Genomic DNA, 25,556 nt, shown 5'->3' with positions numbered 1-25,556 from the left:
ACTTTAAATTTTATCATTATTTATATTATCTGTCTATATTCAGTGGGAGCTATTGTCTCTTAAAAAGATGTGGTATATAATGATAACAATTCAGTTATATCAATAGATATGACTAGGTATATCGTATGAAAAATATAGAAGTATATAATTTTTGCATACATCTATGTTTTTATTGCAAGCGTCATGGTGGAGACACCAGAAAGGAGTTAAATGTTAGGAACGATTATTGGCGATATGGCGGGCTCTATTTATGAGTTTGATAATATAAAAAGTCGAGAGTTCGAGTTTTTATCAAACCGCTGTGAGCCTACAGATGATTCGATTTTAACATGTGCTATTGCACGAGCTTTGATTGATGTAAAAGGAAGGGGGACACAGTTACAACAAGTGACTACGCTTCGGATGAAAGAATATTTTCTTTCCAATCCATTACCGATGGGGGGATTTGGAGCGAAGTTCTTTCAATGGGCTTTGTCGGATGTAACCGAAGCTTATGGTAGCTGGGGGAATGGAGCGGCTATGCGTATAAGTCCTGTAGCGTATGTGGCAAACACAGAAGAAGAGGTCAAGCTACTGAGCCGTATTGTCACAGGTACGACCCACAATGATCCAGAAGGATTAAAAGGGGGAGAGGTGACAGCTTTAGCTGTGTTTAAAGCGTTGCATGGTGCTACAAAAGAAGAAATCCAAGAGATGGTGCGATCCTATTATCCTGGTGAGTACAGCGTGGAAGAACTGCACAAGACATATAAGTTTGAGCCAAGCTGTCAAAAAACGGTGCCGGAAGGAATGCAATGTTTTTTTGAAAGTGAAGACTATGAATCGGCTATTCGCAATGTAATGTACATCGGTGGTGACTGTGATACATTGGGCGCCATTGTTGGTGCTGTAGCGGGAGCCTATTATGGAATCCCAGAATGGATTCAAGAAAAAGCGTTGTCTATGATGCCAGACTACATGGTGGAAGATTATGAAGATTTTAAAACCACGTATATGGACAAAGAAAAAACCCTCTAAGGCTAGCGCTGGACACGCATATTGCCTTTGAGGGTATGATACAAGGGGCCGGAATCCCCTATGCAATTGTATTGTACCATGTGAAAGGCAATGACGATAGAGAAAAAATAAAAAAAGAACCTGCCCACCGGCAGGTTCTTTTTAGGATGATGATGTACGCCCATACAAAATCATGACAACTATATCAACACTTTGAGTGCTAATACCATAATGGTAAGTTCACTTGGCCATGATAAGGCGATCATCAATATGTGACGTATCCCATACTACGCATATTGCAATAAAAAATCCTTTTTCTTGTGTTTGGAGTATCAGAAAAAGGCCTTTGATTCTCCTCCCTATCTCTCGTAGGTCAAGTGGTGAATGATGAATAGGCAGTTCTCCTGACTTAGCTTCAACACGCCTCCAGCCTTCCCAGTTTCCCAGTGACATAATTGGATTTGCTCTGCTTTACAGTGGCGGGACCGTGCCAGACTTTAACTGGCTTCTCTATTATGCTTTCGCACCTATTCCCGAATGTTTGATTGTATGTGTGTATTGTACCGCTTTGGTTTTTTACTGTCAAGAACAAGATGAATAAGTATGACTATTTTGTAATTAGAAAGGCATAATTGTGACTTTTATTACTAATTGTCATACTTACGCTTCTTTTTCATTCTGAAAGTTATCACTGTAGGGATAGATTCGCCGGTCCTTTTCTTGCTAAATGGATAGCATTAATTTATAATGAATGAAGATAATACAATATATTGTGAAACATAAAGGATGAAAGAATGAAGTATACAAGTACGCGCAGTCATGAAACGGTGAGCGAAACCTTTGCGTTGCTCAATGGATTGGCGAGTGATGGTGGTCTGTATGTGCCAGAAACATTTCCAGAGAAATGTCTTTCCTACCAAGATGTAGCGGATAAAAGCTATGAAGAAATTGCACTGGTGGTGTTGAGTAAGTTATTTACGACTTTCACAGAAGTAGAATTAGAAACGATGATTCGCAGTGCTTATAATACGGTGAACTTTGATACGCCAGACATGGCACCTATGCATTCTTTATTAGAACGAGTGTCTGTATTGGAGTTGTTCCACGGTCGCACTCAAGCCTTTAAAGATATGGCGTTATCCTTGTTCCCCTATTTGCTAGTAGCAGCAAAACAAGCTGAGAAAGAAACGAAAGACGTGTTGATCTTGACGGCGACCTCTGGTGATACTGGAAAAGCGGCCTTAGAAGGGTTCAAAGACGTGCCAGGGACGCACATTCAAGTGTTCTTCCCTACAGATGGCGTTAGCCCAATGCAACAAGAACAAATGCAAAAGCAAGAAGGATCGAATGTCAATGTAACAGCTATTGAGGGTAACTTTGATGATGCGCAACAATTCTTAAAACGTCTTTTTGTGGATGCTGATGTGGCGAAGAAAGTAGCAGACAAAGGGGTGAAGTTCTCTTCTGCTAATTCTATCAATATCGGCCGTTTAGCCCCACAAGTGGTATACTATGTGGCGGCTTATGCGGAGCTAGTGAACACAGGTGCGATTCACGAAGATGAGGCCTTCAACGTAGTGGTGCCAACAGGTAACTTCGGCAATATTTTGGCGGCTTACTATGCAAAACGCATGGGTACTCCCGTGGGTAAATTGATTTGTGCATCCAACCAAAACAATGTGCTGGCAGATTTCTTCAGCACTGGTACCTATGATATGAATCGTCCATTCTATACGACTATATCCCCGTCCATGGACATTTTAGAAAGTTCTAACTTTGAACGTTTCATCTATTATGTGAGCGGTGAAAATGCAGAGTTGACAGCTGACCGCATGAAAGCATTAAAAGCAGACGGAAAATTCTCCGTGACACCAGAAGAATTACAAGCGGTGCAAAAAGAATTTGCTGGCGCTTACGTAGACGATGACATGACAAAGGCTGTCATCGAGCAAGTGTACAACTCCTATGGCTATGTAATGGATCCGCACACAGCGGTGGCGATGGGGGCATACATGAAAGAGTTAGAATCCCATCCAGAAGATGGACATCGTCACACGGTGATTGCCTCTACGGCACATCCTTTCAAATTCCCAACACCGATTTGCGAAGCTTTGGACATCAAAGTAGGTTCGACTCCTTATGAGAGCTTAGACAATATTTCCGCCGTCACAGGAGTGGGTTGTCCAAAACAGTTGGCGGAGTTACAACATAAACCATTGCGCTTCACCAAGGTCATTCCGAAAGAATCTATGAAAGAAGAAATTCTATCCTTTGTAGATACTTTCAGACAGTAGGTGAACTATGGTACAAGCATTTTTCTTTTCCTTAATGTCCTCCTTCGCCTTCAGTATAATGAATTTATTTGTAAAACTCTTAGGCGATGGTATGCCAGCGGCAGAGGTGACATTTTTCAGAGGATTGATAGGAACAATTGCCGTACTCATAGTGATGCGACAAAAAGGAATTTCCTTTTCTACAGAACATCGAGGGCTATTAACTTTACGAGGTATCTTTGGTGGACTCGGAAATTTGAGCAATTTTATTGCCTTAGTGTACATGTCCATGGCAGATGCGTCTATTTTATTCCAACTGTCGGGCATATTCGTGCTGATTTTCAGCAACATTGTATTGAAAGAAAAATTACCCAATGGATCTGCTAAATGGTTAGGGCTTATATTCTTGGCTGTTGTGTATATGATTCAACCTTGGAATTTATCGGGATTACATTGGTATTCTATGATTGCGATTGCAGGGGCGGCCCTATCGGCGGCTGCCTACACAACGATTCGTACCATTAGCTTAAAAGGTGGACATAGTTCTTATGAAATTATGTTTTATTTTTTAGTGACCACCATGTTAGTAGGTGGCATCGTAATGATACCAGATTTTGTGTGGCCAAATGAAACACAGGCGCTGTATTTAGGGATTATCGGCGCCATTTCCGTAGTGGCGCAATTCTTCCTAACCGGGGCGTTTGTGGCAACTAATGCGGTGGTAGCACAATTTATGCAATATGTAGGGGTATTCTTTAACTCCTTCTGGGGATTTATCGTCTTCGGAGAAAACCTAGCTTTGGCGACCGTCATCGCAGGTATTATTATGTTTAGTTCATCAGTGATGTTGGCTCGTTTGAAAGAACAAGCTCGCGCACAGTAGTCAATCAAGAAAGAGGTATGACGATGAGTGAAAAATTATATCAATTTGGTCTAGTCGGTTTGGCTGTTATGGGACAAAACTTGGCCCGCAACATTGCTCGTCATGGATTCAGTATTGCAGTGTACAACCGTACACCACAAAAAACAGACGATTTTGTAGCTAACTATAGCTGTGAAGGAACAATCGGCGGCGCTCATACACCGGAAGAATTTGTAGCGATGTTGGAAAAACCTCGTAAAATCATGTTCTTGGTAAAAGCAGGACAACCTGTCGATGACATGATCGAAGCCTTCTTGCCATATTTAGACCAAGGTGATACGTTAATCGATGGGGGTAACTCCCATTATCCAGATACGATCCGTCGTACAAAATACTTAGAATCTAAAGGATTCCGTTTCTTAGGTGTTGGCGTATCTGGCGGTGAAGAAGGTGCTTTGAATGGTCCTAGCTTGATGCCAGGTGGTAATGAAGCGTCTTACAACGAATTGGCTCCTATCTTTACATCCATTGCAGCACAAGTGGCAGACGGTCCTTGTTGCACATACGTAGGTGATGACGGTGCTGGTCATTATGTAAAAATGGTGCATAACGGTATCGAATACGGTGATATGCAGTTGATTTCCGAAGCCTACTTCATGATGAAAGAATTGCTTCGCATGAGTGATGATGAAATCGGGGATGTATTTGCGAAATGGAACACAGGCTTATTAGATTCCTACCTCATTGAGATTACTGCTAAAATTATGAAAGTAAAAGATACTGATGGAACTCCATTAGTAGAAAAAATCTTGGACAAAGCCGGTCAAAAAGGTACTGGTAAATGGACTAGCCAAGAAGGTTTAGAACTTGGGGTGCCAATTCCAACCATCGCGGAAGCGGTATTCGCTCGTGCTATGTCTGCCTATAAATCGGAACGTGTGCTAGCAGAACCAGTATTAGCAGGTCCAACAGAAGTTTTTGAAGGTGATAAAGACGCTTTAGTAGATGCTATCCATTCTGCCTTATATGCGTCTAAAATTTGTTCCTATGCACAAGGTTTTGCGTTGATTAAAGCTGCGGCAAAAGAATATAACTGGAATATCAACTTCGGAGACATGGCACTATTATGGCGTGGCGGTTGCATTATCCGTGCAGCCTTTTTAGAAGACATTAAAAAGGCATTCACTAATAATCCAAATTTGAACAACTTGATGCTGGATCCATTCTTTGCAGAAGCATTACAAACACACCAAGCAAAATGGCGTGAAGCGATCATTGCTGCGAAACGCTATGGTATCCCAACACCTGCTTTCAGCGCCTCTTTAGATTACTTCGATTCCTATCGTCGTGGGGTATTGCCATCGAACCTAATCCAAGGACAACGTGACTTCTTCGGTGCTCATACCTATGAACGTACAGATAAAGAAGGTACATTCCATACAGAGTGGGCGGAAGCGTAACTGCTATATAGCTAGATTTTGTAACATGAACATATAGCAAACATCCCTAGGTGGCGGCCTAGGGATGTTGACTTTTATAGTACAATGATTTACTATATACATAAGAAGAGCAATTGATGTCTAACAGCGTCAAGCTCATCTCGGAATCTAAGATGAGGCCTAACGTGCAGAGTACGGCGAATACTCTACATATACGTTAGGCCTTAACACTTATATATTACTTGATCAATGCTATGATCATAACAATACATGTGATTAAAAGTACCACTAAAGTACATGAAGTTAATACGATCATTAAAGCTTCAAATACAGTCATGGCACTCACCTCCTTTCGAGGGGGGGATTTAACAAGTAAATCCGAAGTCTACTAAGAGATGAGCCAAACGCATATCGCCCCTAGGGGCAACATCAATTGCTCTAAGTTTAGTATAGCACTTTATAACTGGATAATACATAGCGAAGCGACTACTTCTTGCAGAGAATGTGAGGGGTGGTCGCTTTTGTATTGTGGTGAGTAAAATTAAGTAGAAATGTTTCTCATGCCACCTTGTCAACGAGACGGGCAGAGTATAGAATTAAAGGTAACTATTTCTTAAAGTGTAGGTAGAAATTGAATATTTATTTTTGAAATATGTAGTTAGGAGAGAAAATATGAATTGTATGGATGATGGAAAAAATAACGATAGCATGAAGCCGATTCATTTTGAAACTATTAATGTTGATTATAATATTAGCCTCGTAGAAGCGATTAAGTTATCTGTAGAAAACAGTGGTTATGAAGCTGAAATTATAAAAGAAGGTGATGAAACTTATGTGGATATTAAAATTCCATTTTTGGTTGGAACTGAAAATGATAAAATTGAGTTAATGATATACAAATGGTGGTACTATGTATGTATTAATGTAGATATTAGAGAACCTAATACTTTAGAGGAAAAATTAGCTATTCTCGAATGTGTTAATAATTGTAGTGGTCTTGTAGGATATACTTGGAGAAATGAGTATCAAAAGTGCTACATTTGTATTGATAGGTGTGGTCGCCGGATGGATGCAGTTGATATGTATCTGGAACGGGGGCATATAAATATTGATAATGCTGACGCAGCTAGTGATGAAGGATTAGCGCAAGAAAAGTTGGCGCCAAAGGATATATTTTCTGTTTATACGGAACAACATATAGATTTTAACCTGTCTGGTAAGTGGAATGCTACTAAAGGAACTGAGTATACATATATATTAGATGATATCAATTATTTGGTTAGTACCGTACAAGAGGATAGAGATTGCTTACGTCAGTTTATATAAGATTAAAAGCGACCACTTCTTACAGGTAACTGTGGGAGGTGGTCGCTTTTATGTATACACTTCCAATATCTTGCGACTCACTTTCCTTGAATGTTATAATTTACTTAATAAACATGATATATAAGTGTATACAAGGGAGGTATTCTTATGAGCAATGTAACGTTAACGTATTATGGTCATGCTACGTTTGCTTTGAGCAATGGAGATGTGACATTGGTTTGTGATCCGTTTTTTACGGGTAATACTTGGGATGCGGCAAAGGCAGAGGATATAGAGTGTCAATATATCTTTGTATCTCATGGTCATGATGATCATTATGGTGATACAGATGCGATTGCGAAGAAGAATAATGCTCTTGTGATCTCTACGGCAGAGGTAGCAGGTAAAGCGGTGTCGGCTGGTGCTCGTGCTCATGCGATGCATTTAGGTGGAAAGTTCAATTTTCCATTTGGATCCATTCGTTTAACGCCGGCCTTCCATGGTTCTGGTGTATCTGGTGGACATGCAGCAGGTGTAGTGATTGAGTTCTTTGGTAAACGTGTATACTTTGCTGGGGACACGGCATTGTTCAGCGATATGAAATTAATCAGTCGCCATGGTGAAATTGACTATGCCTTATTACCAATTGGTGATAACTTTACTATGGGCGTGGAAGATGCTGTGACAGCAGCCTCTTGGATTCAAGCGAATACAACGATTCCAATTCATTACAAAACATGGCCTGTGATCGATAAAGAGCCAGCAACCTTTGTGGCGTTGTTAGAAGCAAAACATAAACAAGCGGGACTTGTGGTGAATCCAGGTCAAACTATCGAGCTGTAATATAAAGAATATGAACAATAAATAGTTCCTTGAAGAAATAAAAATTACAAGAATCGATGGAAATATTTCATTGGCGTACGGATCTTGATAGCAGAGAATATGAAATATTTCTACCTGAAAGGATTGTTACTAGCATATGCTAATGTGGCAATCCTTTTTGCGTACACTCTTTTCTCTAACATAGATTACTGACGTCTCTCCCTTCTCTATGGTATAATAATCTTCACATGGAGGTATCTATGAAATTAACACATTTTGATGAAGGCGGTAATGCGCATATGGTGGATGTGTCCCAAAAGGATCACACAGAGCGCGTGGCTGTAGCAGAAGGGTTTATTACGCTCAGTGAGGAAGCTTTCAGTATTGTGGCGTCTGGGAATGTCAAGAAAGGTGATGTTCTGGCAGTGGCACAATTGGCAGCCATCATGGGAGCAAAACAAACGTCTAACCTCATTCCGTTATGCCATCCATTGGCGTTGACGAAGGTGAGTGTAGACTGCTCTTTAGTAGAAGAACAACGTGCTGTATGTATTCGTAGTACAGTGAAAACCACAGGTCCTACAGGGGTGGAAATGGAAGCGTTAACAGCGGTTCAAGTGGGGCTATTAACTGTCTATGATATGGTAAAAGCCGTAGATAAAACTATGACCATTGGTCCTGTGTATCTTGTGGAAAAACAAGGTGGTAAAAGCGGACATTTTAAGCGATAAGATAGTAGGTGAATCATGGAAATTGTATTAGTAGAACCGGAAATTCCTGGTAATACAGGCAATATTGCACGCCTTTGTGCAGCAAATCATATGACACTACATTTGGTGGAACCTTTGGGGTTTTCCATTGAAGATAAATATTTAAAACGAGCAGGTCTTGATTATTGGCATCTAGTAGATGTAAAAATACATAAGTCCTTGGATGAAGTGTATGAACAATATAAAGATCGGCGTTTTTGGTATGCTACGACAAAGGCTGCCCATACGTACGCAGAAGTGCAATATGAAATTGGAGATATGCTCGTGTTTGGTAAAGAAACAAAAGGTTTGCCAGAAGAAATTGTGGCAGCCAATCCAGGCACATGCATTCGCATTCCGATGATTGATGAAGCGCGGTCTTTGAATTTATCGAATGCGGTGGCAATCATTGCCTATGAAGCTATGCGCCAACTGGATTTCCCAGATTTGCAGGCCGTTGGACCAGGTGTATCTATCGAGGTGTAAGTATATAAGAATGAAATCCTAATAGGATGGAGGAGAAACTATGAATTACGATGTAGCTTATGAATTACAAAAAGCAATGCGTGACAGCGAAGAACATAAAGAAATGATGGCAGCTCAAGAGGCTATTAAAGATGACCAAGCAGCAAAAGGCATGGTAGAAGAATTTATGTCTTTGCAAATGCAATTGGAATATGCAAAAATTGCAGACGCTCCTGAAGCAGAAGAATTATTGAAAAAATTAGAAGGCTTATTGCCAATGGTACAAGCTAATTCTGGTGCGAATGCGTACTTAACAGCGCATGCACGTTGGACACAAGTAGCAAACGATATTTATCGCATCATCAGCGAACCAATCACTGAAGGTATGAAAATTTTAGAAAAGGCACAGTAATATGAACGCTGTATGGGAAGCATTGCAACAGGTGGTTCCATCGGATCGTATCCAAAGAAATGCTTTGTTGGCGCCTTTCACGACCTTTCAAATTGGAGGTCCCGCCGATTTACTTGTATTACCTCACTCTGTACAAGAATTGCAAGATTGTATGCATGTATTGAACGACCATGGTATTGAACCTTTTGTGCTAGGCCTAGGCTCTAATGTATTGATTCAAGATGGAGGCATGCGTGGCGTTGTGCTTTGCTTGAAAGAATTACAAGAGGAACAATATCGGGAGGGCACAACGATTATTATGAGTGCAGGGTATACTTTGAAAGAAGTTTCTGAATATGCGCAACGTGAAAGTTTGAGCGGTTTAGAATTTGCTATCGGCATTCCTGGTAGTTTGGGTGGTGCTGTATTTATGAATGCAGGTGCCTATGATGGAGAAATGAACCAAGTAGTCATTGGTGTGGATGCAGTGGATATGGAAGGGAATTTGCACCATTATAGTCGAGAAGAATTGCAGTTTGCCTATCGCCATAGTCGCTTTCACGAGAACCATGAAATCATCGTTCGCGTGACGATGGAGCTGCAAGAGAATAACCCAGCTGATATCCAAGAACGAATGGACGATCTTACTGAAAAACGAGAGTCTAAACAACCACTGGAACATGCCAGCGCAGGTTCAACATTCAAGCGCCCACCGGGATATTATGCAGGAACTTTGATTGACCAAACAGGTTTGAAAGGATTATCCGTAGGTCCCGCAGAGGTATCTACGAAGCATGCTGGCTTTGTAGTCAATCGCGGAGGTGCTACAGCTAATGATGTGCTCGGTGTGATTCATGAGGTGCAAAAGCGGATTCATGCAGTTCATGGAGTGCAGTTGGAACCAGAGGTGCGTATTTTAGGGGAAGCCCAAGAGAGAACAGGTTCTGTAGTGACTATCGTACGAGCTCAAGAAATAGATATTCCTGTGCTATCTAAATTGTGTGCCGATACATTTAGAGAGACGTTCAGCCATGACAATACAGAAGAGGAATTGCAAGCCTTCTTTGATGAGGCTTATAACCAAGATGTATTGCGTAACGAGTTAGCTCATAGTGAGAGTGAAACATACTTAGCATACGTTGACGATGTATTAGCAGGCTATCTGAAAGTGAATTGGGGCGACGCACAAACAGAGTATGAACTAGAGAATGCCTTTGAAGTGCAACGCATATATGTGCTTAAAGAGTACCATGGACAAGGTGTGGGCAAAGCCTTGTTTGAAAAATCCTTGCGCATCGCCGAGTCTGGTGGTTTTGCTTGGGCTTGGCTTGGCGTTTGGGAGAAAAATGATAAAGCGCAACATTTTTATACAAAGTATGGTTTTGAAAAATTTGGAGAACACCAATTCATTGTGACTCCAGAGAAGGTTGATATCGATTGGTTGTTAAAGAAATCTTTGGGGTAAACCTTGACATATCCTTTGAGTTTTGAGTATAATATTTCGGTAAGCAATTTGTACGAACTTCCACTAGCCCCGGAAGGTGGCAATTGCTTCTGTTAATACATTCTTGTTATTAGGAGGAAAGCAGCATGAAAACTACATTTATGGCCAATGCGAACAATATTGAACGCAAATGGTATGTTGTTGACGCTGAAGGTAAAACTTTAGGACGTCTTGCTGCCGAAGTTGCTAAAGTTCTTCGGGGCAAACATAAACCAACTTTTACACCACATGCAGACACTGGTGACCACGTTATCGTTGTGAACGCAGAAAAAGTTCGTGTAACAGGTAAAAAATTATTACAAAAAGAATATTTCCGTCATTCTGGTTATCCAGGCGGATCTCGTTTCACTACACTTGCTATGATGTTGGAAAAACATCCTGAGCGTGTAATCGAAATGGCAGTTAAAGGTATGCTTCCAAAAAATAAATTGGGTGCACAACAATACCGTAAATTGAATGTATACGCTGGCGCAGAGCATCCACATGCTGCTCAAAAACCAGAAGTTTTGGAATTAGATATCCGTTAATACCGGGAGGAGGAACATATAATGGCAGTAGCACAATACTACGGCACTGGTCGTAGAAAATCTTCCGTTGCTAGAGTTCGTCTGGTACCGGGTACAGGTAAAATCACTGTAAACAAGCGCGAATTAAATGAATATTTCGGTCGTCAAACTCTTGAGTTGATTGTTAAACAACCATTGGTATTAACAAACACTTTAGAACAATACGACGTTGTGGCAACTGTAGCTGGTGGCGGCCCATCCGGTCAAGCTGGTGCAATTCGTCACGGTGTGTCCCGTGCATTATTAGAAGTTGATGGCGAACTTCGCCAAGGTCTTAAAAAGGCTGGCTTCTTGACTCGTGACCCACGTATGAAAGAACGTAAAAAATACGGTCTTAAAAAAGCTCGTAAAGCATCTCAATTCTCCAAACGTTAATTTGGCGATTATAGAGTCCAGTATCCTTGTGGTACTGGGCTCTTTTGTTATCTAATTGTAAGTTGCGTTGGATAATGTGAGCTTTATATATTTGATGAGATTCTAAGATGTATGGAATCTATTGGACTTGTTGTGATTGAATTGATTGAAAATATATGGTTAGAGGGGATGCCATAATAAAAAATAATAACTCATATGATAGTAAATCTATTGTAGATAGTACTTTGTTATAAGGAAAAACAATGGAAAATACTTAATTTTTAATAATGATACTTATTGAAAATGCTTAAACTTTCATGTATAATAATGATAATGATAATGAAAGAAATATCCATCCAAGAGGTACGTATGAAACTAGATAAACGAAACGGCAAACGTTGGAAAATTGCTGAAAACCAAGAAGAAGTAGAATCTCAATTGACCTCTGGATTAGCAGTGCATCCTATTGTTTCTCATTTATTGGTGAACCGTGGGATTACCACTGTAGAAGAAGGTCGAACATTCTTATATAGTACAATGGATGATTTATTAGATCCTTTTATGTTAAAAGGTATGGCACAGGCTGTGGAAGAAATTGAAAGAGTCTTAGCTATGAATGGATCCATTGTTATTTACGGAGATTATGATGTGGATGGTATTACTGCTACATCACTAATGTACCGTTTTTTTTCGCGCTTAGGAGCGAATGTAACGTATTATATTCCAGAGCGACAAAGTGAAGGCTATGGTCTTAATTTAGAAGCTTTAGAATATTTAATTGCGCAACAAACAGATTTAATTATTTCTGTAGACTGCGGTATTAGTTCCTATGAGATTGTAGAAGCTGTGAGAAATCGCGTGTCCATGATTATTACAGATCATCATACATCACCACCGCAAATCCCAAGGGCTACAGCAGTAGTAAATCATAAACAACCAGGTTGTCCTTATACAGATAAAAATTTATCTGGAGTGGGGGTGGCTTTCAAAGTATGTCAAGCTTTATGGAAGCGTCGCACAGGTGAAGAATATCGTGAAGACCTAGATATTGTAGCATTAGGTACAGTAGCCGATGTGGTTCCTTTGGTGGGAGAAAATCGGATTATTGTTCGTGAAGGTTTGTGCAAAATGACAGAGTCCCCTAACGTAGGCATTCAAGCCTTGGTGCAAGTAGCTGGCTTAGAAGGTAAAGTGTTAACGGCAGGTCATATTGGATTTACCTTAGCACCACGATTAAATGCAGCAGGACGGGTAACACATGCGACACGTGCTGTAGAATTGCTGATTACCACTGACCCCGATGAGGCCATGGAAATTGCAGAAGAGTTGCAAGAAACGAATATGGAGCGACAACAGATTGAACGAGCTATTTTTGAAGAAGCGTATCAATCGGTATTAGCACAAGGGAATTTGGCAGATCAATGTATCGTGGTAGCTGGTGAAGGTTGGCATCCGGGAGTGATCGGTATCGTTGCCTCTCGTTTGGTAGAAGCCTTTTATAAACCAACTATGGTGATTAGTATTAACGATGGGATTGGCAAGGGATCTTGTCGTAGTATTGATCATTGTAACATGTATGATATGTTAACTTATGCAGGGGATACATTAATACAGTTTGGCGGTCATGCACAGGCAGCTGGGTTTAGTATACAAGCAGACAATATTGATGCTTTGCGAGAAAAAGCAAGTGAATTTTGTCGTAACCAATTGACAGAAGAAGATTATATTCCTATTGTCACTATTGATGGGGCAGTGAACAGTGATGATATTAGTATTGATCTTATCGATGAAATTGCGACTTTAGAGCCCTATGGGATGGGAAATAGTACACCTGTTTTTGCGCTTCCTAGGATTCGTGTGCAAAACTTATATCCTATGGGCTTTCAAAAAAATCATTGCAAGATTATCTTGCAAGGCCAACAAGGTCCCATTGATGCAGTGGCTTGGCAAGGGGAACATTATATGCAAGAAATTTTTGCCGATGATCCTGTAAAAGTAGCCTTTTCCTTGCAGAAAAATGAGTGGCAAGGTGTGGTGACACCACAGCTGATTGTGCAAGATTTGGCGCCACTTTCCCAGCAACGAGAGCGATTAGAAGTAGATAGTTTACGTCAACTGTATACGGTGGTGAAACAAATATTCCGGGCTTCAACGGCACCGAAATATATTGTGGAACGGGAAACCTTGGAGAGTAAGCCAGAAGACATGACTCCACGGGAAGCTATTCTTGCTTTAGAAGTGTTTAAGGAATTAGGCATTTTGAAAGAAGAAGTGTTAGAAGATGGACGTCATGTGTATCGTTGGTTGAATGTGCAACAAAAATTGGAACTTCACACGTCATTGACGTTTATGACATATAGTCAGGAGGGAGCGTAATGGTAAGTACTATAAGTACCCCTCAGGAACATACATTTAATAAAGAGCGAGAATATGGACAATTTATGGATCGTGTTCGGTCCTATTTACCAGAAGAAGATTGGACAGTGATAGAACGAGCTTTTGCCTTAGCTGATAAAGCTCATGCACCTCAAAAAAGGGCTTCTGGAGAACCGTATATCTTGCATCCTTTAGGGGTTGCAACCATCTTGAGTGAACTACAAATTGACCGGTCAACCTTAGTATCTGCTTTATTACATGATGTAGTGGAAGATACAGAGATTAGCTTAGAAGAAATTGAAAATCAATTTGGGCCAGAAGTAGCGTTTTTAGTAGATGGTGTTACAAAACTGAATCAATTTCAATATCAAACAAAAGAAGAACAACAAATTGAAAATTATCGTAAGATGATTTTAGCCATGGCAAAAGATGTGCGGGTAGTGGTCATTAAGTTAGGGGACCGCTTACATAATATGCGCACCTTGAAACATATGAGGCCAGATAAACAGCAGCGTATTGCCCAAGAAACACTAGAAATTTTCGCACCATTGGCACATCGCTTAGGGATTTTTAATATTAAATGGGAACTAGAAGATTTATCGTTCCGCTATTTAGAACCAGAAAAATATTATGACCTAGTGCAACAGATGAGTGAAAAACGACAAGCCCGCGAAGATATCGTAAATGATACTATGAATATTTTGAAAGATGCCTTGGAACACGCTCATATTACGGCGGATGTGAAGGGACGGCCAAAGCATTTTTATAGTATTTATAAGAAGATGAAAAAAGATAATCGTGATTTATCTCAGATTTACGATTTATATGCAGTGCGTGTCATTGTAGATACGATTCCAGATTGTTATGCCGTGCTAGGTACAGTGCATAGTTTGTGGAAGCCATTACCGTATCGCTTTAAAGATTATATTGCCATGCCTAAGTCAAATATGTATCAATCCTTGCACACCACCGTCATCGGCACAAAAGGTCAGCCGGTAGAAATTCAAATTCGTACCTGGGATATGCATCGTGTATCTGAGTATGGTGTAGCCGCCCATTGGCGATATAAAGAGGGGAATAAAGGCAAAGCAGAAGCTGATTTTGATGCAAAGGTAGGCTGGATCCGTCGAGTGTTAGAATGGCAAGATGGAAGTGACCCTAAAGAGCTGTTGAATGCCTTAAAACTTGATGTCTTTACAGGAGAAGTCTTCGTTTTTACCCCTAAAGGTGACGTTATGAAGTTGCCAAAAGGAACGGTACCACTTGATTTTGCCTACCGTGTTCATACTGATGTGGGTAATAAGTGTGTAGGGGCGAAGATTAATGGCAAGATTGTTCCTTTAGATTATGAATTGCAAAATGGGGATATCGTTGAAATCGTTACCTCTAAAAATGGGAAACCGCGGCTAGACTGGTTAAATATCGTAGGGTCTACGGAAAGTAAGACTAAGATTAGAAATTGGTTTAAGCGAGAAAATAAAGAAGAAAATATCGTCAAAGGTCGTGAGCTGCTAGAAAAAGAAGCGAAGCGATTGGGATATGATTGGAAAGAGTTAACGAAAAGTGGCCGCCTAGAAAAGATTGGAAAATCCTTGAACGCTGGCGGTGAAGCTGAATTGTATTCTGCCGTCGGATTTGGTGGACTTTCAGTAAATACTGTGTTGCTAAGATTGGTTGATATTCATAAGCAAGAAGTAGCTAAGGAAGAACAGCGAAAAAATACGATGGCTGTTATTGACCGCCTTAAAGTGCATCAAGGGAAATCCAAGAAAAGTAGTAGTGGGGTCCTTGTAAAGGGAGAAGCCGGTGTCATGGTGCGCATGGCCCGTTGCTGCAACCCTGTTCCAGGCGACGATATTATTGGTTATATTACGAGAGGTCGTGGTGTTTCTGTGCACCGTGCAGATTGTACCAATATTGGGCACACCCCAGATGACTTGAACCGTATGATTGAGGTGGATTGGGAAGGAGCTACACAGGATCAATTCCAAGTGAGCGTCTCTGTTCATGCATACGATCGTAGCGGTTTGTTAATGGAAGTAATGGCAGCCTTATCAGAAATGAAGATTAATATTTCTAATATTAATGCAAAAACAGATGAGACAAAAAATGTTACTATCCATTTAATGTTAGATATTAAAGATTTGTCACAGCTTGACTTTGTTATGACTAAATTGAGACGAGTGAAGGATGTATATTCAGTACATCGAGGAGGAAAATCATGAGAGCCGTTGTGCAACGAGTGAGTTCTTCTTCGGTGACCGTAGATGAATCCGTCATCGGTAGTACGAAGTTAGGACTTCTAGTACTATTAGGTGTAACAGATACAGATACAACAGAGGATGTACAGTACATTTGTGAAAAAACCAGTCATCTACGTATTTTTGAAGATGACCAGGATAAAATGAACTTATCCGTATTAGACGTAGGTGGTGAGGTGTGCGTGGTCTCACAATTTACTCTTTATGGAGATGCTCGGAAAGGTCGTCGACCGAACTTTATGAAAGCAGCACCGCCAGAGATGGCAGAGCGATTATATCTGGAATTAGTAGAGGCTTTCAAAGAAAAAGGTCTAACTGTAAGTACAGGTCAATTTCAAGCTCATATGCAAGTGTCGTTGGTTAATGATGGGCCTGTGACGATTCTATTGGATAGTAGTAAAGAATTTTGATGGAGTTAACAGATGAAGTTATATTACATGCCTTTAGGGTCATATGGAACGAATTGTTACATTGCGCATAATGAAGTGGACAATACTTGTTTAGTCATAGATCCAGGTGACGAAGGAGAAAAATTAAAAGAAATTCTAGATAGTCATGAATTTAACGTGCAAGGAATTTTATTAACTCATGGTCACAGTGATCATATTGGGGCGGTAAAAATGTTGGTGGATGCATACCATGTGCCAGTGTATATTCACAAAGGCGATGCGGAATATCTGACGAATCCAGAAGTGAATTTGAGTGCCTACTCTGGCCGATCCATTACTGTGAAAGTAGATGATGTACGCTATGTGAAAGAAGGAGACACCATTTCGTTAGGCGATACGACGTTTACTGTGATAGAAACACCGGGGCATACGCCAGGTGGTGTGTGCTATTATACAGAAGGAACCTTGTTAGCCGGTGATACCTTATTCCAAGGATCAGTGGGTAGAACAGATTTTCCAAATGGTGATTTTGAACAGTTGAGTAAAGGGATTAAAGAAAAACTTTATACGTTACCAGATGATACAAAGGTTTATCCAGGTCATGGCGGACAAACTACCATTGGCGACGAAAAGCAATCTAATCCATTTGTACGGTAGGTGATAGGATGGGAAATAAATCCATACAGTATTGGTTACGTTGCATTTTACTGGTCTTAGCTAGTATTGGTTTGTTAATTGCCTTGCCAGTGGTCATTCCCTTGATTATTGCGGTTATATTAACCTTGCTGTTGTGGCCATTAGTCAATATGACTCAAATCTACGCGCAACGGTATTGGAAACAATGTCCGCGATGGATGGCTATCATTCCGTCATTTATCCTGGTAGCGTTAATTTCTACATTGTTGGTACGGTATGTAATGCTACCAGTGATTGGAGAATTAACTAAATTATTAATCAATTTACCATATGTATTAGACCAATTTGTGTCAGTGGTAACAGGATTACAAGGTATAGATGGGGAAAGTATTATACCACATCAATTCGAAGGTATTATCAATACTACATTGATAAAAATTGGCAATTATGGTGTAGATTTAGCGCAACGAGGCGTACTTGCTATCGTGTCTTTTGCTAGTACCTTATTACAATTATTATTAGTGCCGATTTTAACATTCTATTTACTGAAAGATGGGCGTACTATTAAACAGGCGGTATTACATATTTTTTCCAGTCCTACATCAGCTCATTTAGAAGAGGTAGTTAATGATATTCTCCGCACATTAGGTGGATATTTACGAGGCCAATTATTACTAGCTAGTAATATGTTTTGCCTTACCTTTATCGTATGCTATTATTACGATTTACCGTATCCCCTTGTCTTGGCTGTGTTAGCGGGTATTGCAGAATGGATTCCCATTATTGGGCCATTCATTAGTGCAGCACCAGCCATTATTTTAGCAGCTGTTATCAGCGGTCCTCTAGCGGTAAAAGTTGCCATTACCTATGGTGTTTTACAACTACTAGATGGACAAATTATCATGCCCAAGATTATGGGACATGTTATTAATCTTCCCCCATTAGTTATTATTACTACCATTTTTGTGGGTGGCTATTTCTTCGGTATAATCGGAATGATGACAGCCGTACCATTGACAGCTATTGCACAAATTATAGCGAAACGCTTATGGTATTTTAATAGATATTATGTATTACAGAAAGAGGAACATCATGGATAAAGCAACAGAAGTTCAAACAACAATGGAAAAATTAAAAGAACGTATTAAAGATAAAAAATACAAATTGACTACACAACGTCAAATTATTTTACAAACGTTCATTGAAGCAGAAGAGAAACATTTAAGTGCAGAAGATGTATATATTTTAGTGAAAAAGAACAATCCGGATATCGGATTAGCTACTATTTATCGTACACTAGATTTATTTACTGAGTTAGATTTGGTGAAACGTTTAGATTTTGGTGATGGCCGCAATCGCTATGAATTGAATAGCGATGAATTATCTCACTTTCACCATCATTTGATTTGTGTAAAATGTGGTTGTGTGAAAGAGTTTGAAGACGATATGTTGGAAACATTAGAATCTATTATTGCTAAAAAATTAAATTTCCACACAACGGATCATCAATTAAAAGTATATGGTTTCTGTGGCGATTGCTATGAAGCGGCAAAGGCCTTAGAAGCTGAAAAAGAACATGCATAATACGTACTGGTATGACGGGCCTAAGGAGTTAGGTTCTGTTATAGCTCACCAATGTGGTGCAGTGGGATTATTTTCATCGAAAGAAAATCCAGACTTTATTATCCATGTGTCGTACGACGAAACAGAGTCACCTCTAATAAGTGAACAGGAAGCTAGCTATAGGGAATCTAAGCAAAGTGAAATTGTAATGATGAACCTAGGGGCTTCTAGAGAGCTAGATGCTGAAGCAGTAGTAGACTATGATGATAGGCGTATTGCAGTCAAGCTATTTTGCCATAATTCCATACAAAATGAACTGTTAGAGACTAGTGTACAGGCTTCGTCAGAATTATATTCTGATTATGTCCATATATGGTCTCTTTCAGGAATAGATACGGTAGAGGGTCGAAAAGTGATAGGCCGAGAAGTCTTATCAGAGCTTAGACGTATATTGGGTGTGAAGACTAGTTTATGGGGCACCTTAGTAGGCGTACGTCCTACTAAGTTGACCCATAAATTATGGGACTCCTTAGGAGATTTAGAGCAAGTTCGGCAAGAACTGAAACGTACTCATAGTATTAGCCATGTGAAGTGGAAACTATTAGAGCAAGTGGCAGTGTTGGAGCGTCCTTATGTGGTACATGTGCAACAATTTCCTAAGGAGATTAGTTTGTATAGTGGCATTCCTTTTTGTGAAACCCATTGTACTTATTGCTCTTTTCCCTATGGACTGATTCAGAACTATGAAAAGGTACAGAACTTTGTGGATGTCTATCATTGTGATATAAAACACATGAAAAGACTTGTTAAGACACATGGTTTAAAGGTGCAATCGTTATACATGGGTGGCGGAACCCCTACAAGTTTAAGTAACGAAGACTTTTATAGTATCCTGCAAGCCTTAGGAGGACTCATTTCGAAAGGTCATGAATTTACCGTAGAAGCAGGTCGTCCTGATTCATTGAATGCTAACAAGGTTCAATCTATTGTAGATGCCGGCGTGACTAGGATTAGCTTGAATCCCCAAACGATGCAAGATAAGTTGTTGCGCATCATTGGTCGTGGACATAGCGTAGCAGAGTTTCTATCTATGTATGACTATGTGGCGAGCCATACAAATTGCTCTATCAATATGGATTTTATTGCAGGTTTACCACGTCAGACCCTGGGGGATATGGATGAGAATGTGCGATACATAGAACAATTACGTCCTCATAATGTGACGATTCATACCTTGGCGTTGAAAAAGGGAAGTCCATTATATGGGAGTCGCTTTGCCAATGAAATCCCTTCTGAGGATGTGGTGCAAACCATGTTAGATGAAACCCATGAAGCGTTGTTGCAATTAGGCTATGTGCCGTATTATATGTATCGTCAACAATACATGGTGGGGCAAATGGAGAACATTGGCTACACCTTGCCAAATTATGAAAGTATCTATAATATACAAATGATAGAAGAACGTCAGTCCATACTTTCCATAGGACCAGGTAGTGTGTCTAAATGGATTGGTGGCACTGATTTTAGACAACAAAAACAATACATGCCGAAAGACGTAGATACGTATATTCAAGATATACAACGACTATTAGAGAAACGTACTTTACTAAGTAATGAACATTGGAGGGACAGCTAGTGGCTATTCAAAAACCAAGAGGGACACAGGATTTATTACCAAGTGTTCTTGGAAATTGGTACTATATTGAAAATACCATTCGTCGATTATGTAAGACCTATGGATTTGAAGAAGTTCGTACGCCTATGTTTGAAGAAACGGGCTTATTTTTACGCGGTATTGGGGAAACTACAGATATCGTGCAAAAAGAAATGTATTCCTTCCCTACAGGGGATAAAAAAGATCAATCCTACACATTGCGTCCAGAAGGAACTGCTTCTGCGGTGCGTGCGTATTTAGAAAATAAAATTTATGGTCAAGAATCAATTACAAAATGGTTCTACATTGGACCTATGTTCCGCCACGATAAACCGCAAGCCGGTCGTTATCGTCAATTTCACCAATTTGGGGTAGAATTACTGGGCACACAAGCACCAAGTGCTGATGCAGAATGTATCTCCTTAGTGTTACAATTATTGCGTGACTTAGGTTTAAAAGATTTAAATGTAGAAGTAAACTCTGTAGGTTGTCCAACTTGTCGACCTGCTTACAGAGAAAAGTTAATTGCTTTCTTTGAACCTAAAAAAGAAGAGTTGTGCGAACTTTGTCAAAGTCGTTTGTACAAGAATCCATTGCGTATTCTTGACTGTAAAGAAGAAAAATGCCAACAATTAGCAGTTGGTGTTCCAGAGTTAAGTGAAAATTTATGTGAAGAGTGTCAAGATCATTTCCATCATGTAAAAGAGTATTTAACAGCAGCTGGGGAGAAATTCACCTTAAATCCACGCTTGGTTCGTGGCTTAGACTATTACACGAAAACTGCTTTTGAAGTGCAGTACACTCCATTGGGATCTCAAAGTGCTGTAGCTGGTGGTGGTCGTTATGATGGTCTTGTAGAAGAGTTAGATGGACCACATACACCTGCTGTAGGTTTTGCCATGGGCATGGAGCGCTTGTTATTGGCATTGGAAAAACAAGGTTTGCTGCCAGAACAAGAACAAGAAGATTCTGTCTTTGTAGTAGCTTTAGGCGAAATGGCACAAAAAGAGGCTTTCAGAATTACGAATACCTTGCGCAATGCCTATGTGAAGGCAGAAATGGAAGGTTCTGGTAAATCTATGAAGAGCCAAATGAAGTATGCTAACAAAATTAATGCAAAATATGTTATTATAATTGGTGATAATGAATTAGCTGAAGGTAAGGTCATCTTAAAATATATGGATACATCTGAACAAGAAACTGTGTCCTTAGCTGAGATTGCAAACCGTATAACTGAGTTAGTGAAAGGAAATTAGAATGGAAACTATGAAAGGTTTACACCGTACTCATCATTGTGGGACTGTCGGTGCAGAACAAGTAGGAACAGAAGTGGTTCTTTGCGGTTGGGTAGAGCGCCGTCGTGACCATGGTGGATTGATTTTTATTGATTTACGTGACCGCTCTGGGGTTGTACAAATTGTGGCATCTCCTGATCACAATATGGAGTCCTTCCATAAAGCGGAAGATGTGCGTAATGAATATGTATTGTGCGTACGCGGTACGATTACAGAACGTGATGCAGCAGCTGTGAATCCTAACTTACCAACTGGTAAATATGAAATGTACTGTGAAGAGTTACGTGTATTGAATGCAGCGAAAACACCTCCATTCTATATTCAAGACAATATCGATGTAGATGAAAATATTCGTTTAAAATATCGCTATTTAGACCTTCGTCGTCCAGAAATGCAAGCCAATTTAATCTTGCGTCATAAAGTGACAAAAGCAATGCGCGACTTCTTTGACAACAATGGTTTCTTAGAAATTGAAACACCAATGTTAACAAAAAGTACACCAGAAGGGGCTCGTGACTATTTAGTTCCATCTCGTGTAAATCCTGGTACCTTCTATGCATTGCCACAATCTCCACAAATTTTCAAACAAATTTTAATGGTTGCTGGCTATGAAAGATATTTCCAAATCGTTCGTTGTTTCCGTGATGAAGATTTACGTGCAGACCGTCAACCTGAATTTACACAATTGGATATCGAAATGAGCTTCATGAACCAAGAACAAATCTTGAACATGCAAGAGCAAATGATTGCCCATGTGTTCAAAGCGGCACAAGATGTAGAAATTCCATTGCCAATGCCTCGTATGACTTGGGATGATGCAATGAACTTATACGGTTCTGACAAACCAGATATCCGTTTTGATATGACTTTCACAGATGTAACTGATTGCGTGAAAGATACAGAATTTAAAGTATTCCGTTCCGTTATCGATAATGGTGGTCAAGTAAAAGGTATCGTCGTAAAAGGTTACGCAGGTATTCCACGCCGTGAATTAGATGATTTGACAAACTTTGTAGGTATCTATGGTGCCAAAGGTTTGGCTTGGGCTTGCTTTAATGAAGATGGAACAATCAAATCTCAAATCATGAAATTCTTAGGTGAAGACACAGTGCGTAATATCGGTGCAACTATGCATGCAGAACCTGGTGATTTAGTATTGATGATTGCGGATAAACCAGCTGTAGTTGCAAAAGCGCTTGGCGAGTTACGTCTTGAAATGGGTAAACGCCGTGGATTAATCGATGAAAACAAATTGGCCTTCTTGTGGGTAACTGATTTCCCTATGTTTGAATACGACGAAGAAGATAAACGCTTTGTCGCAATGCATCATCCATTCACATCTCCACGTGAAGAAGATATGGACTTATTAGCTACTGATCCAGGTGCTGTAAAAGCCATCGCTTACGACATGGTATTGAACGGCGTGGAAATCGGTGGTGGTTCCATCCGTATTTATCAATCTGATGTACAAGAAAAAGTATTCAATGCCATCGGCTTAAGCACAGAAGAAAGTCGTTCTAAATTCGGCTTTATGTTAGATGCCTTCGAATACGGTGCCCCTCCACATGGTGGTTGTGCGTTCGGGCTAGATCGTCTTGTTATGTTGATGGCGAAACGTCAATCTATCCGTGACGTAATTGCATTCCCTAAAACACAAAGTGCGTCCGACTTGATGAGCCAAGCTCCATCTGAAGTAGCGCCAAAACAATTGCGTGAATTACATATCAAAACAGATGTGACAAAAGAAAAATTAGTATAATCGAATTTGTCCAATAGAAAATTGATATACGTTTAAGGAAAGGAACGGTGTATTTCTTCTTGAAATGACCGTTCCTTTCTGCTATACTATGGGTAAAGAAATTCCTGCTATGTGCGTGTTATATCGCAGTTTTGAGCCAACATTTTAACTTAGGGATTCTTACTCTTGTAAGGGCGCTCTGCCTCTACGAGGACTGTAATCTTACAAGGAGGAAACCCACCTGCCTTTGCAGGATCAAAACACGGTATGGATACGGCATAGTGGGGCTTTATGTAACCGCCTAAGGGTGGTTTATTTTTTTTGCATTAATAAGAACATATAGACTATATAACTAGATGCATGTATAATAAAGTACAGATAGTATTTGTCGTAAAGTTAGGCTTCTACAAGTTTGTGGCTTAGCTTGATCTTGTAAAGTATACAGGGATTGCTCGGTAAGCGTACCAAGAAGGAAGTCTGGGCATTAACTATGTATAAGTATATATGTTTGAACTACTGCATGCACGGGAGTAGTTGTCAATGGACGATGGTAGATATAGGGGGTGTAAGAATGAATTTGTTTGAGAATATGGAGCCAGTAGACCCATTTGAACCCTTGGCGGTTCGTATGCGACCACGTTCCTTGGACCATTTCTTTGGACAAGAACAAGTAGTAGGGCCTGGTACATTTCTTCGCTCCATGATTGAAGAAGATAAGGTCCCTTCTTTATTGCTATATGGACCGTCGGGGACTGGAAAGACTACATTGGCTAAAATTATTTCTGAGTTAACTAGTAGTCGGTTTGTCATGCTCAATGCAACGAATGTAGGTATTGGTGAACTTCGTAGTACTATCGAGGAAGCGATACGCATTCGTAGTTCTTTGCAACAACGGACCATTTTATTTTTAGATGAAATTCATCGCTTCAATAAAAGCCAACAAGATGTATTGTTACCTTCTGTGGAAAGTGGTCAAATTATTTTAATTGGTGCCACTACAGAGAATCCTTTCTTTGAAGTGAATCGACCTCTTTTATCTCGATTACGCTTACTCACCTTAGAACGATTAAATGCAAAGGCATTAGTGGCTATCTTACGTCGTGCCTTAACAGATGAAGACTATGGTCTAGGTAAGAAAGCGCTGATTGTGACCGACGATCTATTAGAGGATATAGGGCGTTTTGTAGATGGAGATGCTCGGATGGCTCTGAATATTTTAGAGCAAGTAGGCGCTATGGTTCGAACCGGTGGAGAAATTACTATAGAAATTGTAGAAAAAGTATTGGGCCGACGAGTGTATCGATATGATAAGAAGGGGAATAATCACTATGATGTAATTTCTGCGTTCATTAAAAGTATGCGCGGCTCTGATCCAGATGCGGTGCTATACTATTTAGCACGGATGATTGAGGCAGGAGAGGATCCTGTATTTATTGCACGACGTATCGTCATTTGTGCGGCAGAAGATGTAGGACTGGCGGATCCACAGGCCTTGGTTGTGGCTAATGCAGCGGCGCAAGCGGCTCATATGGTAGGACTACCAGAGGCACGCATTATATTATCTGAAGCGGCTTTATATGTAGCCTTGGCACCTAAGAGTAATAGTGCCTATGTAGGGATTGATGCAGCTATCCTTGCGGTGCGCCATAAGGAGCAAGGTGAGGTGCCGAAACATTTACGAGATGCTCATTATGGAGGGGCCAAACAATTAGGTCATGGTGTTGGATATCGCTATGCACAGGACTATCCAAATGGCTATGTGGAGCAACAATATTTGCCAGATGCATTGATAGATGAGCAATTTTATACTCCTTTGGAACGTGGCCGTGAACGTGAACTTGTGAAAGACTGGGAAGACCGTAAACGATGAGGAGTACCATTGGGAGAACAGTATTGTTTTTGAGGATATTCGATATAC

General features: G+C 40.2%; 23 protein-coding genes, 1 other RNA gene, 1 pseudogene and 1 riboswitch. Of the genes and pseudogenes, 24 read left to right on the top strand and 1 reads right to left on the bottom strand.

What is annotated here, in order from left to right; genetic code table 11:
• The first annotated feature begins 210 nt into the window (after window positions 1-210).
• From EO117_RS04660 to gnd, 4 genes are all read left to right on the top strand, one after another.
• Entirely contained in the window at window positions 211-1,017 is an 807-nt protein-coding gene (locus EO117_RS04660) for an ADP-ribosylglycohydrolase family protein (protein ID WP_126939337.1), read from the top strand.
• Window positions 1,018-1,372: 355 nt separating this feature from the next.
• A riboswitch (cobalamin riboswitch) is annotated at window positions 1,373-1,542 on the bottom strand.
• 248 nt (window positions 1,543-1,790) lie between these two features.
• On the top strand, window positions 1,791-3,290 hold the full coding sequence (gene thrC, locus EO117_RS04655) for a threonine synthase (protein ID WP_126939336.1): 1,500 nt from the start codon (window positions 1,791-1,793) through the stop codon (window positions 3,288-3,290).
• A gap of 7 nt (window positions 3,291-3,297) precedes the next feature.
• Window positions 3,298-4,152: a DMT family transporter gene (locus tag EO117_RS04650; protein ID WP_126939335.1), complete on the top strand. Its 855-nt coding sequence runs from the start codon at window positions 3,298-3,300 to the stop codon at window positions 4,150-4,152.
• 23 nt (window positions 4,153-4,175) lie between these two features.
• Window positions 4,176-5,591 carry a decarboxylating NADP(+)-dependent phosphogluconate dehydrogenase gene (gnd, locus tag EO117_RS04645; RefSeq protein WP_126939334.1) on the top strand — a complete coding sequence of 472 codons (1,416 nt, stop codon included), beginning with the start codon at window positions 4,176-4,178 and terminating at the stop codon, window positions 5,589-5,591.
• A gap of 217 nt (window positions 5,592-5,808) precedes the next feature.
• Here the strand turns inward: gnd and EO117_RS09470 are convergent, their stop codons facing one another.
• Complete coding sequence (locus tag EO117_RS09470) at window positions 5,809-5,907, bottom strand: putative holin-like toxin (RefSeq protein ID WP_240633662.1); 99 nt, start codon at window positions 5,905-5,907, stop codon at window positions 5,809-5,811.
• A gap of 335 nt (window positions 5,908-6,242) precedes the next feature.
• Between EO117_RS09470 and EO117_RS04640 the strand changes: the two genes are divergently transcribed.
• The 20 genes and pseudogenes from EO117_RS04640 (at window position 6,243) to EO117_RS04550 (ending at window position 25,508) form a co-directional block, all read left to right on the top strand.
• Complete coding sequence (locus EO117_RS04640) at window positions 6,243-6,896, top strand: hypothetical protein (protein WP_126939333.1); 654 nt, start codon at window positions 6,243-6,245, stop codon at window positions 6,894-6,896.
• A 147-nt stretch (window positions 6,897-7,043) separates the two neighbouring features.
• Window positions 7,044-7,718, top strand: a complete 675-nt coding sequence (locus EO117_RS04635) for a metal-dependent hydrolase (RefSeq protein WP_126939332.1) — start codon at window positions 7,044-7,046, stop codon at window positions 7,716-7,718.
• 239 nt (window positions 7,719-7,957) lie between these two features.
• Window positions 7,958-8,428, top strand: a complete 471-nt coding sequence (gene moaC, locus EO117_RS04630) for a cyclic pyranopterin monophosphate synthase MoaC (protein WP_009352949.1) — start codon at window positions 7,958-7,960, stop codon at window positions 8,426-8,428.
• 15 nt (window positions 8,429-8,443) lie between these two features.
• Window positions 8,444-8,932, top strand: a complete 489-nt coding sequence (gene trmL / locus EO117_RS04625) for a tRNA (uridine(34)/cytosine(34)/5-carboxymethylaminomethyluridine(34)-2'-O)-methyltransferase TrmL (RefSeq protein ID WP_126939331.1) — start codon at window positions 8,444-8,446, stop codon at window positions 8,930-8,932.
• A 40-nt stretch (window positions 8,933-8,972) separates the two neighbouring features.
• Window positions 8,973-9,323 carry a YlbF family regulator gene (locus EO117_RS04620; protein ID WP_126939330.1) on the top strand — a complete coding sequence of 117 codons (351 nt, stop codon included), beginning with the start codon at window positions 8,973-8,975 and terminating at the stop codon, window positions 9,321-9,323.
• 1 nt (window position 9,324) lies between these two features.
• Window positions 9,325-10,227, top strand: a pseudogene (murB, locus tag EO117_RS09400) (UDP-N-acetylmuramate dehydrogenase); the annotation flags it as partial.
• On the top strand, window positions 10,210-10,767 hold the full coding sequence (locus tag EO117_RS09395) for an N-acetyltransferase (protein WP_240632581.1): 558 nt from the start codon (window positions 10,210-10,212) through the stop codon (window positions 10,765-10,767). The pseudogene murB and the gene EO117_RS09395, both read left to right, overlap by 18 nt.
• Window positions 10,768-10,892: 125 nt before the next feature.
• The gene (rplM, locus tag EO117_RS04610) at window positions 10,893-11,333 is read left to right on the top strand and encodes a 50S ribosomal protein L13 (protein WP_009352918.1); all 441 of its coding nucleotides are present in this window, start codon (window positions 10,893-10,895) and stop codon (window positions 11,331-11,333) included.
• A gap of 21 nt (window positions 11,334-11,354) precedes the next feature.
• Window positions 11,355-11,747 (top strand): 30S ribosomal protein S9, encoded by a 393-nt coding sequence (gene rpsI, locus EO117_RS04605; protein WP_009352806.1) that lies wholly within the window; start codon window positions 11,355-11,357, stop codon window positions 11,745-11,747.
• Window positions 11,748-12,095: 348 nt separating this feature from the next.
• A complete protein-coding gene (gene recJ / locus EO117_RS04600) occupies window positions 12,096-14,102 on the top strand; it encodes a single-stranded-DNA-specific exonuclease RecJ (protein ID WP_126939364.1) in 2,007 nt (668 codons plus the stop codon).
• Between the two features lie 65 nt (window positions 14,103-14,167).
• The gene (locus EO117_RS04595; protein WP_371413079.1) at window positions 14,168-16,327 is read left to right on the top strand and encodes a bifunctional (p)ppGpp synthetase/guanosine-3',5'-bis(diphosphate) 3'-pyrophosphohydrolase; all 2,160 of its coding nucleotides are present in this window, start codon (window positions 14,168-14,170) and stop codon (window positions 16,325-16,327) included.
• Entirely contained in the window at window positions 16,324-16,773 is a 450-nt protein-coding gene (dtd, locus tag EO117_RS04590) for a D-aminoacyl-tRNA deacylase (RefSeq protein WP_126939327.1), read from the top strand. The genes EO117_RS04595 and dtd overlap by 4 nt, the downstream gene beginning before the upstream one ends.
• A gap of 12 nt (window positions 16,774-16,785) precedes the next feature.
• The gene (locus tag EO117_RS04585; protein WP_126939326.1) at window positions 16,786-17,409 is read left to right on the top strand and encodes an MBL fold metallo-hydrolase; all 624 of its coding nucleotides are present in this window, start codon (window positions 16,786-16,788) and stop codon (window positions 17,407-17,409) included.
• Between the two features lie 8 nt (window positions 17,410-17,417).
• Complete coding sequence (locus EO117_RS04580; RefSeq protein WP_126939325.1) at window positions 17,418-18,488, top strand: AI-2E family transporter; 1,071 nt, start codon at window positions 17,418-17,420, stop codon at window positions 18,486-18,488.
• Window positions 18,481-18,972, top strand: a complete 492-nt coding sequence (locus EO117_RS04575) for a Fur family transcriptional regulator (protein ID WP_126939324.1) — start codon at window positions 18,481-18,483, stop codon at window positions 18,970-18,972. The genes EO117_RS04580 and EO117_RS04575 overlap by 8 nt, the downstream gene beginning before the upstream one ends.
• Complete coding sequence (gene hemZ, locus EO117_RS04570) at window positions 18,965-20,587, top strand: coproporphyrinogen dehydrogenase HemZ (RefSeq protein ID WP_126939323.1); 1,623 nt, start codon at window positions 18,965-18,967, stop codon at window positions 20,585-20,587. The genes EO117_RS04575 and hemZ overlap by 8 nt, the downstream gene beginning before the upstream one ends.
• Window positions 20,587-21,861, top strand: coding sequence for a histidine--tRNA ligase (gene hisS / locus EO117_RS04565; protein ID WP_126939322.1), 1,275 nt, complete (start codon window positions 20,587-20,589; stop codon window positions 21,859-21,861). The genes hemZ and hisS overlap by 1 nt, the downstream gene beginning before the upstream one ends.
• Window position 21,862: 1 nt before the next feature.
• On the top strand, window positions 21,863-23,659 hold the full coding sequence (gene aspS, locus EO117_RS04560) for an aspartate--tRNA ligase (protein WP_126939321.1): 1,797 nt from the start codon (window positions 21,863-21,865) through the stop codon (window positions 23,657-23,659).
• 98 nt (window positions 23,660-23,757) lie between these two features.
• Window positions 23,758-23,930, top strand: a non-coding RNA gene (ssrS, locus tag EO117_RS04555) — 6S RNA.
• Window positions 23,931-24,209: 279 nt separating this feature from the next.
• Complete coding sequence (locus EO117_RS04550; protein WP_126939320.1) at window positions 24,210-25,508, top strand: replication-associated recombination protein A; 1,299 nt, start codon at window positions 24,210-24,212, stop codon at window positions 25,506-25,508.
• Window positions 25,509-25,556: the final 48 nt, after the last annotated feature.

This window comes from Veillonella sp. VA142 (genome assembly GCF_003992135.1).
Taxonomy (GTDB): Bacteria; Bacillota; Negativicutes; order Veillonellales; family Veillonellaceae; genus F0422.
The sequence above is the reverse complement of the archived record's forward strand: the minus strand, read 5'-3'. Positions and strand labels throughout refer to the sequence as shown.

Excerpts from the sequence above, each read along its gene's own strand:
- gnd (WP_126939334.1), top strand. The coding sequence starts at position 4,176 with ATGAGTGAAAAATTATATCAATTTGGTCTAGTCGGTTTGGCTGTTATG.
- EO117_RS04550 (WP_126939320.1), top strand. The coding sequence starts at position 24,210 with ATGAATTTGTTTGAGAATATGGAGCCAGTAGACCCATTTGAACCCTTG.
- EO117_RS04640 (WP_126939333.1), top strand. The coding sequence starts at position 6,243 with ATGAATTGTATGGATGATGGAAAAAATAACGATAGCATGAAGCCGATT.
- EO117_RS04650 (WP_126939335.1), top strand. The coding sequence starts at position 3,298 with ATGGTACAAGCATTTTTCTTTTCCTTAATGTCCTCCTTCGCCTTCAGT.
- EO117_RS04585 (WP_126939326.1), top strand. The coding sequence starts at position 16,786 with ATGAAGTTATATTACATGCCTTTAGGGTCATATGGAACGAATTGTTAC.
- rpsI (WP_009352806.1), top strand. The coding sequence starts at position 11,355 with ATGGCAGTAGCACAATACTACGGCACTGGTCGTAGAAAATCTTCCGTT.
- recJ (WP_126939364.1), top strand. The coding sequence starts at position 12,096 with ATGAAACTAGATAAACGAAACGGCAAACGTTGGAAAATTGCTGAAAAC.
- EO117_RS04575 (WP_126939324.1), top strand. The coding sequence starts at position 18,481 with ATGGATAAAGCAACAGAAGTTCAAACAACAATGGAAAAATTAAAAGAA.
- dtd (WP_126939327.1), top strand. The coding sequence starts at position 16,324 with ATGAGAGCCGTTGTGCAACGAGTGAGTTCTTCTTCGGTGACCGTAGAT.
- rplM (WP_009352918.1), top strand. The coding sequence starts at position 10,893 with ATGAAAACTACATTTATGGCCAATGCGAACAATATTGAACGCAAATGG.
- trmL (WP_126939331.1), top strand. The coding sequence starts at position 8,444 with ATGGAAATTGTATTAGTAGAACCGGAAATTCCTGGTAATACAGGCAAT.
- moaC (WP_009352949.1), top strand. The coding sequence starts at position 7,958 with ATGAAATTAACACATTTTGATGAAGGCGGTAATGCGCATATGGTGGAT.
- EO117_RS04580 (WP_126939325.1), top strand. The coding sequence starts at position 17,418 with ATGGGAAATAAATCCATACAGTATTGGTTACGTTGCATTTTACTGGTC.
- hemZ (WP_126939323.1), top strand. The coding sequence starts at position 18,965 with ATGCATAATACGTACTGGTATGACGGGCCTAAGGAGTTAGGTTCTGTT.
- EO117_RS04635 (WP_126939332.1), top strand. The coding sequence starts at position 7,044 with ATGAGCAATGTAACGTTAACGTATTATGGTCATGCTACGTTTGCTTTG.
- aspS (WP_126939321.1), top strand. The coding sequence starts at position 21,863 with ATGGAAACTATGAAAGGTTTACACCGTACTCATCATTGTGGGACTGTC.
- EO117_RS09470 (WP_240633662.1), bottom strand. The coding sequence starts at position 5,907 with ATGACTGTATTTGAAGCTTTAATGATCGTATTAACTTCATGTACTTTA.
- EO117_RS04620 (WP_126939330.1), top strand. The coding sequence starts at position 8,973 with ATGAATTACGATGTAGCTTATGAATTACAAAAAGCAATGCGTGACAGC.
- EO117_RS04660 (WP_126939337.1), top strand. The coding sequence starts at position 211 with ATGTTAGGAACGATTATTGGCGATATGGCGGGCTCTATTTATGAGTTT.
- EO117_RS04595 (WP_371413079.1), top strand. The coding sequence starts at position 14,168 with ATGGATCGTGTTCGGTCCTATTTACCAGAAGAAGATTGGACAGTGATA.
- thrC (WP_126939336.1), top strand. The coding sequence starts at position 1,791 with ATGAAGTATACAAGTACGCGCAGTCATGAAACGGTGAGCGAAACCTTT.